This window comes from Bacillus sp. AF62 (assembly GCF_050312695.1).
Classification (GTDB): domain Bacteria; phylum Bacillota; class Bacilli; order Bacillales; family Bacillaceae_G; genus Bacillus_A; species Bacillus_A cereus.
Genome location: NZ_JBNPJZ010000008.1, coordinates 1 through 8,568, shown reverse-complemented (window position 1 = coordinate 8,568; position 8,568 = coordinate 1). Strand labels below are relative to the sequence as shown.

Sequence of the window (8,568 nt, the reverse complement as noted above, 5' to 3'; positions counted from 1 at the left end):
ACGTTGTTTGTTTCGTTCAGTTTTCAAAGAACTACTTGGTCGCTCATTTGCGACTTCCTTATGTTAACATCTTCATTAGTTAATGTCAACTAAGTTTTTCATTTCGTTTGTCGCTTGCGACGTTAATGTCATCGGCGACTTGTCCTATATTACACCCCTGTAGATCAATCGTCAATACTTTTTATCTTTTTTATTTTATAAATTATAAAAGCTTTACCCTCTCTTAATTTCTAACACATCCTTAGAACTTCATAAACGTATGTATTCAAACTAACAATCTGCAGACTACACTCTCTAACTTAATACTAATACTTTTCTAAAGAATGAATGCGAGACCAAGTAAATATATATTAAGGATAATATTTTTTCTTTTCGTACGCCCCCCTTCTACTCATCTCTAGGGGATTATATATAAAACATTTCTCTTCTTTACCTTTAATCAACAAAAAGGAAAAGAAATCTAATAAACTTAGGAGGCGTTATGAAATGCATGTTAATAAAAAGATAATTTATGTATCCCATGATGCCCATTTCCACGGAGCACAGCTACTTTCTTTACATACTATTAAGGCTCTTAAAGAAAACTTTGATTACTCTGTTGCAATTATTTCTATTGGATCCGGTATTTTAATTCCCGATTTCCAAAAGTACGGTCCTGTTTATTGTCTCGAGCAAGATTATCAAACAAAAGAAAAGGTCGAATTATTAATAAAGGATTTATTATCACAGGATTTTACCCTCGCCATATGTAGCACTGTCATAAGTGGCGATATCGTCGCATTACTAGCTAGACACAATATAAAAGTTGTTTCATTAATACATGAATTACCGCATTTAATACAACAGTACTCTGCTGAAGGGAAAGCTAAAAACATCGCTGAATTTGCTTACAAAGTTGTTTTCCCTTCACAATACGTACAAGAAAAATTTCGTACAATCACTGAATTGGATCCTCAAAAATGTCACATTCTCCCTCAAGGTTTGTTTAACCACAATCCTTATAAGAATAATATCGCAAAAGCTAGAAATGAGTTACGTAAGAAGCTTAACCTGCCTCTAGATAGCAAAATCATCCTGGGTGTAGGCTTCGCAGATTATCGAAAAGGAATCGATCTATTCTCACTTATCTCTTACTCAGTAAGAAAGACTCACAAGGATATTCATTTTATTTGGGTAGGGAGAACAGATGTTCAATTCCTGAATACACTGCCCCCTAAATATAAAGCACATTTCACAGTAATCGATCCTACTCCCGATATCGGATTATATAACGCCGGAGCTGACTTATACTTATTAACTTCAAGGGAAGATCCTTTTCCAAATGTTGTTTTAGAAGCATTAGATGCAAAACTTCTTGTTATAGGGTTTAAAAATGCTGGAGGTTTTGAGGATGTTGTTACAGAAAAAACCGGTGCCTTAGTAGACTTTTTAAATTTACCCAAAATGCTAGAAAAAATATATGAATTTATTCATGATGAGGGATTACGATTACAAAAGGGAAGCTTTGGCCAAGAACTTATCGAAAAAAACTTCAATTTTCTTACTTACATTTATCAATTACTAGATCTTCTCGAACATAATTACAAAAAGATAAGCGTAATCATACCAAACTATAATTATGAAAAATACTTACCTGATCGAATCGAATCAATATTAAACCAAACCTACCCTCTTTACGAACTAATTTTCTTAGACGATGCCTCCACTGATCATAGCGTATCAACATTTAAAGAACTGCTCTCAAAAGAAAATAAGATCCATCTGAAGGTTCAACAGGTTATTAATGATACAAACTCTGGTTCTGTATTTAAACAATGGATAAAAGGCGTCACTGCAGCAACTGGTGATTATATTTGGATTGCAGAGGCCGATGACTTATGCGATAAGACATTTTTACAAGAGGTGATGCAGGGGTTTTATATAAATAACAATATTGCCTTAAGCTACACACAATCAAAACAAATAGACGAACAAGGAAATGTATTGGCTAATCATTATTTAAATTACACAAATGATATCGATGAAGAGAAATGGAAAGCCCCCTATTTTCGAAAAGGCGTCGACGAAATACAAGATACGTTACTTATCAAAAACACTATACCTAATGTCTCGAGTGTAGTTTTTAAAAATATAGATATGAAGAAAACAGAAAAACAGTTAGAAAAGTTCAAAATAGCTGGTGACTGGTTCTTCTATGTTTCTCTTCTTACAGAGGGAGATATTTACTTCAATCCAGCCCCCCTAAACTATCATAGACGACATTTAAATAGTGTAACAAGAACAGAAGATTCATATTCCCATTACAATGAAGTTGTGCAAATGCAAAATTTCATTAAAGAAAGCTTTACTATCGATGACATTTCTAAAATGAAAATGTATACATATAGAAAGTATCTTAAAGCATACTTAAAAATTTAAACGTATGCTTTCTCTGCCATCAATATCTCTTGTAAGGCGATACTATTATTTAAGGGGGAATACTCTTTGAAAGACTTTATAGAGGAACATAAAGATTTAATTTCTCAAATCGCACACAGCTACAATGTAAATGCAAGTATCCATCCTGAGGATCATATCTTTCAGTTCATTGTCACTAATCCCGTTTTCCCATCAAAAAAAGAAGCGATAGATTACTATTTTAAAGACGGGCAAAACTCAGCACAAATACTCTTAGACTTAATCACTTCCCTTTATCCTCCTACAGGCAATCCAATCAAATTGTTAGAGTTTGCATCTGGATACGGCTGCGTAACACGTCATTTATTAAATCTACAAGCGAATTTGAGTATAACCGCTTGTGATATACACGAAGAGGCCATTTCCTTTATTGAAAACAAATTAAATAATCCTTCTATATTATCTCATCCTGAGCCCGAACAGTTAAAATTAGACTCCTCTACGTACGATATTGTTTTTTGTCTATCCTTTTTTTCTCATATGCCTGATACAACTTGGTTTCGTTGGCTTCAAACATTGTATAACGCTGTTTCACCTGGTGGTTTATTCATTTTCACAACCCATGGCTATCAAAGTAAAAAATATTTCGGGTTTCCAAATTTAAACGAACAGGGCTATTGGTTTCTCTCTTCTAGTGAACAATTCGATTTAGATGTTAATCAGTACGGACAAACGATAGTTAGCCCCTCTTACGTGTGTGACAAAATTAAATTATTGCCCTATAACCCAATCATCAAAAAGTATACTGAAGGATTTTGGTGGGAACATCAAGACCTTTGGGTAATAGAAAAAGAAGTAAAATAATAAACCACGCTCTGCTTAAATACAAGTAGAGTGTGGTTTATTATTTTTTACTATATAAGAACTCTTCAATCCATAGCTTATTTAATCTAATCCCATTTTTAAAATCTATTTTAGGTTCCCAATTCAATTCTTGTTTTATCTTATCAATATTTAAAATGATTCTTTGGACGTTCTCTTGTTTTTGTTTATAACAGATAAAATCCACTTTTCTTTCTGTTATTTTCTCTAGTTCCACAATAATTCGTTTTAAAGAAAGACCTTTGCCACTCCCTATGTTATATACGCAAGATTTCAATTGATTTAATTGTGCTAGTTGTATAGTAATTTCAACTAAATCATCGATATAAATATAATCTCTAATAATCTCCTCTGGATTCCCATATATATTAATCCTTTCATTACTGAGATGCTGATACAAAAAACAATTTATCGCCCCAACTTTTTTTAAGGGGTTTTGGTATTTTCCATACGGATTAGAATATCTACATACAACATAATCTATTCCATATTTTCTCTTATAAAAATACAAATAATTCTCGAGCGAAACTTTTGTTATTCCATACGGGGAAAGTGGTCTTAATGGATGTTTCTCATCAATAGGCAAATATTCAGGTTCACCATAAACTGTGCCTCCCGAAGAAGCTAATATAATTTTTTTAATACGAAAATCTTTAACACTTTCCATGAAATTAAGAAAAAATAAACTGCTATTAATATCGCCGAAAACATCTTCAATTGAAGTTGCTACGTTAGACGTCGCAGCTAAATAAATAATAATATCTATATTCACTAAAGCCTTATATATATCCTCAACATTTTCTAAATCACCTTTAATAAATTCAACTTCACTTATAATATTTTGAGGAAAATTATTTATATGCCTGGAAAATACTTTTACATTTTGCCCCTGTTTCAATAAACCCAATGCGAGGTTGATACCAATGAAACTATTTCCACCTACTATTAAATAATTATTCTTCCTCATAATATCATCTCTCTAGTAATAAATTTTTCCCATCGTCAAACCTAAAAACATACACAAATAAACTGGATCATTTCGATTATTCATCTTCTTATCATTGTATGTTTGTTATAAATTTTCATTATCTTTATTTTCTATTTTCATTTTGGAAGAACTTCCTTATTCAGATTGACTGCAAAAACACTCATAATATTTACTCATCCCCATGAATATATTTAATAAACAATCCTCACTTGTTTAACCCATAAAAAAACTTCTACATACACAAGGTTCTCAAAAAAAAGGAGTGCGAAACTCATGAAAAATATAAATCAAGAGCTTTTAAATCATGTAATTCTACATAAAGACCGAATTCCGCATTACCATAAAGACTTTCCCCTTATACTATTTTGGAGTCACAGAAGCGGATGCACCGCATTAGCTAATTGGTTCTTTTTTCAAATTGGATTATTTACTGAAGCAAAGAAATACAATGACTTTATTCATTACTATGAATTCTGGGTGTATAAGAACAATATAAATTACATACCAGAGTTACAGAATGGTCTTCTAGAAGGTAAAAAGGATGTTTGTAAACTTGTGCGAAATCCCTATACAAGGGCTGTCAGCTCATTTCTATTACTTGCTGACAATCCATACGCTAGCCCCCAATGGGAAAGTATCCGTCATTATTTTTACAATGATAAATATAGTAATCAAGGAATATCATTTAAACAATTTTTATATTACGTTCAGGCATTTGGTTCCAATTCCCTAGCAATAGATATACATTTTAGCCAACAATACGTCCCTGGTGAAGAAAACTTCATCCAATGTTATATTCCTTTAGAAGATTTTAATGCACAAATCACCAAACTGGAACACACGTACGATTTGATAAAATCCAATTTAGCACTTCTTACAAATTCAGACCATCATCGCGCCCACAAGATGATTTATGCAGGGAGCTATGCAGAACTTAGCATTACAGATGAAGCCTTCCCACGATTTCCAACATACGAAAGCTTTTATGATAAAGAAACTATGGATTTAGTTACAGAAATATATGCACAGGACTTTGAAATGTACCCATACACGAGAGGGATACTTTAAGTCTATACATTTTTCTATGAATAAAAGCTAATGCATCGCATAGCATAAAGTGAAACTTTAATTCGAGTCGGGTTCTCTTCAACTGATTATTCCCTTTTCCTAATCGCTATTTTAAGAGATACCTAACTTTCACCTATTCCCTTTGATTTCGCCGATTGTTGACGTGTATCATACTTTCCATAAATAGATTGCATGTAACATAGGAGTGATGTCGTGTGGAAATCAATTTGAAACACAATAATGGGTACTGCGTTATTTGCGAAAAGAAAGCTACATTTATAGAGCATAATGATTGGCTTAGAGATCATTATTTATGTTCTACATGTAACTCTATCCCAAGGCAGCGAGCTTTAATCCATACTTTACACACATTTTTTCCAAAATGGGATTCCTATAGTATCCACGAATCCTCTCCTGGAGGAATTACAACTCAGCTACTATTAAAAAACTGTAAAAACTATACATATTCTCAATACTTTAAAAACTATCCTCTTGGCCAATACTTTCAAGGAATTAGATGTGAGAACTTAGAAGACATGACTTTTGAAAATGAATCTTTTGATTTATTCATTACTCAAGACGTTTTTGAGCATGTAATGACGCCAAACAAAGCCTTTAAAGAAATAGAACGAGTATTAAAACCTGGCGGCGCTCATGTATTTACTGTCCCTTGGTATCATACACTCACAAAAACTGTGCAAAGAGCAAGATTGAATAAAGAGGTGATTGAATATATTGAAGAGCCCATTTATCACGGAAACCCTATTGATGAGAATGGGTCTTTAGTAACGTTCGATTGGGGGCAGGATATGATTGAATATATTTATACACACACAAATATGTATACCATTGTTTATTTACAAAAGGATAGATCACTCGGGTTAGATGCTGAATTTTTACATGTTTTTATTAGTAAAAAGCAAGAAAATAAGGTTTAATCACTATATAATTCGGAGGTTTGACAAATGCATAACTTTAAGTTAGGAAGTGATTTTGATAATCTTGTTAATTCACTATCTGATGTTGAACTTCTAAATTTATTTATACAAAGTTGTTCCCAAACAACGATAAATGGGGTTCCCGTACCTAGGTTTCCTCCTGAAGAAATTCAAAAACAATTTGTAGGTGCTTCCTATGAACATGCTCTTTATGAAGCATATTTGTTTTATAGCTATATAAAACAATACGCCCAGAATTTAGGGGTTCCCGTGAATAAAGAAAGTAAAGTTTTAGACTTCGGCTGCGGATGGGGAAGAATTATACGCTTCTTATTTAAAGATGCCTCTGATCAAAATTTACTTGGCATTGATGTGGATCCTGCGATGATCACACTTTGTAATGAAACACTAGGAAGAGGGATATATAAAATAGCAAGTCCACATCCCCCTGTAGAATTTATTAGTGACAATTCATTAGATATCATATTCGCTTATTCTGTATTCTCACATTTATCCGAAGAAACTGCTGAAAATTGGATAAAAGAATTTTCAAGAGTTCTTCGCCCTGGTGGAATTTTCATCGCAACAACACAAGCGCGCTATTTTCTTGATTTTTGTCAACAATTCCACGAACATCCTGAATTAATTCAAACAGGATGGCATAAAACTTTATCTCAAGCTTTTCCAGATATACATCGCGCTATCTCGGATTATGAAAACGGAAAATTTGTCCACAGCGCTACTGGTGCAGGGGATGTTAGAAATAGTAGTTTTTACGGAGAAACCGTTATACCTAGGACTTATATTGAAAATCATTATGAAAAATATTTAAAGCTACAAGACTTTTTTGATGATGTAAATCGATTACCACAAGCCCTCTTTGTCCTTCAAAAAATTTAATTCCTTTTATTCAACGTAATACACTTAATTTCATGACGAAAAGCACTTTCTATTTCAGCTATATATCAAATTACCTAATACTCTCTTATTAAGTAAGCTGTAAAAACAAATTCAATACATACCATAAAAAAGCAGTAAACAGCTAATATATCTCTTGTTTTAAAATTGCTCCACCAAATCAAGAATACCTTCCCAACAATTGAACTACGAAAAACATGAGGGGGATATACTTTGAAAATAATCGCTTTTTACTTACCACAATTCCATCAAATTAAAGAAAATGATCGATGGTGGGGGAAAGGATTTACTGAATGGACAAATACTAAAAGTGCACGCCCTTTATTTTCAGGACATTATCAACCGAGGGAACCTTATCAAGATTTTTATTATGACTTAACTAGCCCCTCCGTAAGAAAGTGGCAAGCAGAAATCGCTAAAGCATACGGTATATATGGTTTTTGTTATTATCATTATTGGTTTAAGGGAAAAAGACTATTAGAAACACCCTTTAATGACGTACTAAAGATGAAGGAACCTGACTTCCCTTTTTGTCTTTCTTGGGCAAATGAACCATGGACAAAATCTTGGGATGGTCTCGATAAACATATATTAATGCCTCAAGATTACGGAGATATATCTGATTGGAAGGAACACTTTGATTATTTATTACAGGCTTTCCAAGATGAGAGATATATTTATATAGATGATAAACCTCTATTCATTATTTATCGTCCAGGACATATTCCTGATTGTGAAAAAATGCTTAATTACTGGAATGCATTAGCGCGAGAAAATGGTTTAAAAGGCATATACTTTGCTGAAACATTAAACAGTTTTCCACTACCTAATATAAATGGATTCGATGCTAGCATTCAGTTTGAACCTTTCTATACAATTGCCCATGATAGCTCTTCAGACATAAATAAGGTCATATATGATTCTGATATGCAATTGAATGTTTGGGACTACGATAAAGTATGGATGTATATATTACAACGATCGCTCCCAAAGAAAAAAACATTTCCTGGGGCTTTTGTTGATTGGGATAATACTGCACGACGTAAAAACGCAAATAGCAGCATCTTTGTAGGTTCTACCCCTGAAAAGTTCACCATATATTTAAGCAAGCAAATTCATCGTACTTACTCTTTTTATAACAGCGAGTTTTTATTTATTAACGCATGGAATGAGTGGGCGGAAGGAACTTACTTAGAGCCAGATAAAAAATATGGATTTTCTTATTTAGAAGGAGTTAAAAATGCAATTGATAGAGGTATGAAAGCATACAAAAAAGACGAGTCATTCTGACTCGTCTTAAAGTTGCTTGGCGACGTCCTACTCTCACAGGGACAAGGTCCCAACTACCATCGGCGCTAGAGAGCTTAACTTCCGTGT

The 8,568-nt window shown here is 33.1% G+C and carries 7 protein-coding genes; 6 read left to right on the top strand and 1 reads right to left on the bottom strand.

The window, feature by feature from the left end; all coding sequences use genetic code 11:
• The first annotated feature begins 486 nt into the window (after positions 1–486).
• Both ACQRBL_RS01290 and ACQRBL_RS01285 read left to right on the top strand, forming a co-directional pair.
• Positions 487–2,418, top strand: coding sequence for a glycosyltransferase (locus ACQRBL_RS01290; protein WP_411996743.1), 1,932 nt, complete (start codon positions 487–489; stop codon positions 2,416–2,418).
• A 66-nt stretch (positions 2,419–2,484) separates the two neighbouring features.
• A complete protein-coding gene (locus ACQRBL_RS01285) occupies positions 2,485–3,261 on the top strand; it encodes a class I SAM-dependent methyltransferase (RefSeq protein WP_000651236.1) in 777 nt (258 codons plus the stop codon).
• 40 nt (positions 3,262–3,301) lie between these two features.
• Here the strand turns inward: ACQRBL_RS01285 and ACQRBL_RS01280 are convergent, their stop codons facing one another.
• Positions 3,302–4,246, bottom strand: coding sequence for an NAD-dependent epimerase/dehydratase family protein (locus tag ACQRBL_RS01280; protein ID WP_001230828.1), 945 nt, complete (start codon positions 4,244–4,246; stop codon positions 3,302–3,304).
• Between the two features lie 294 nt (positions 4,247–4,540).
• Between ACQRBL_RS01280 and ACQRBL_RS01275 the strand changes: the two genes are divergently transcribed.
• From ACQRBL_RS01275 to ACQRBL_RS01260, 4 genes are all read left to right on the top strand, one after another.
• Entirely contained in the window at positions 4,541–5,335 is a 795-nt protein-coding gene (locus ACQRBL_RS01275; RefSeq protein ID WP_000790050.1) for a sulfotransferase family 2 domain-containing protein, read from the top strand.
• A gap of 215 nt (positions 5,336–5,550) precedes the next feature.
• The gene (locus tag ACQRBL_RS01270; protein WP_000405127.1) at positions 5,551–6,273 is read left to right on the top strand and encodes a class I SAM-dependent methyltransferase; all 723 of its coding nucleotides are present in this window, start codon (positions 5,551–5,553) and stop codon (positions 6,271–6,273) included.
• Between the two features lie 27 nt (positions 6,274–6,300).
• On the top strand, positions 6,301–7,173 hold the full coding sequence (locus ACQRBL_RS01265) for a class I SAM-dependent methyltransferase (protein ID WP_411996742.1): 873 nt from the start codon (positions 6,301–6,303) through the stop codon (positions 7,171–7,173).
• A gap of 231 nt (positions 7,174–7,404) precedes the next feature.
• A complete protein-coding gene (locus tag ACQRBL_RS01260) occupies positions 7,405–8,481 on the top strand; it encodes a glycosyltransferase WbsX family protein (protein WP_000690984.1) in 1,077 nt (358 codons plus the stop codon).
• Positions 8,482–8,568 lie beyond the last annotated feature (87 nt).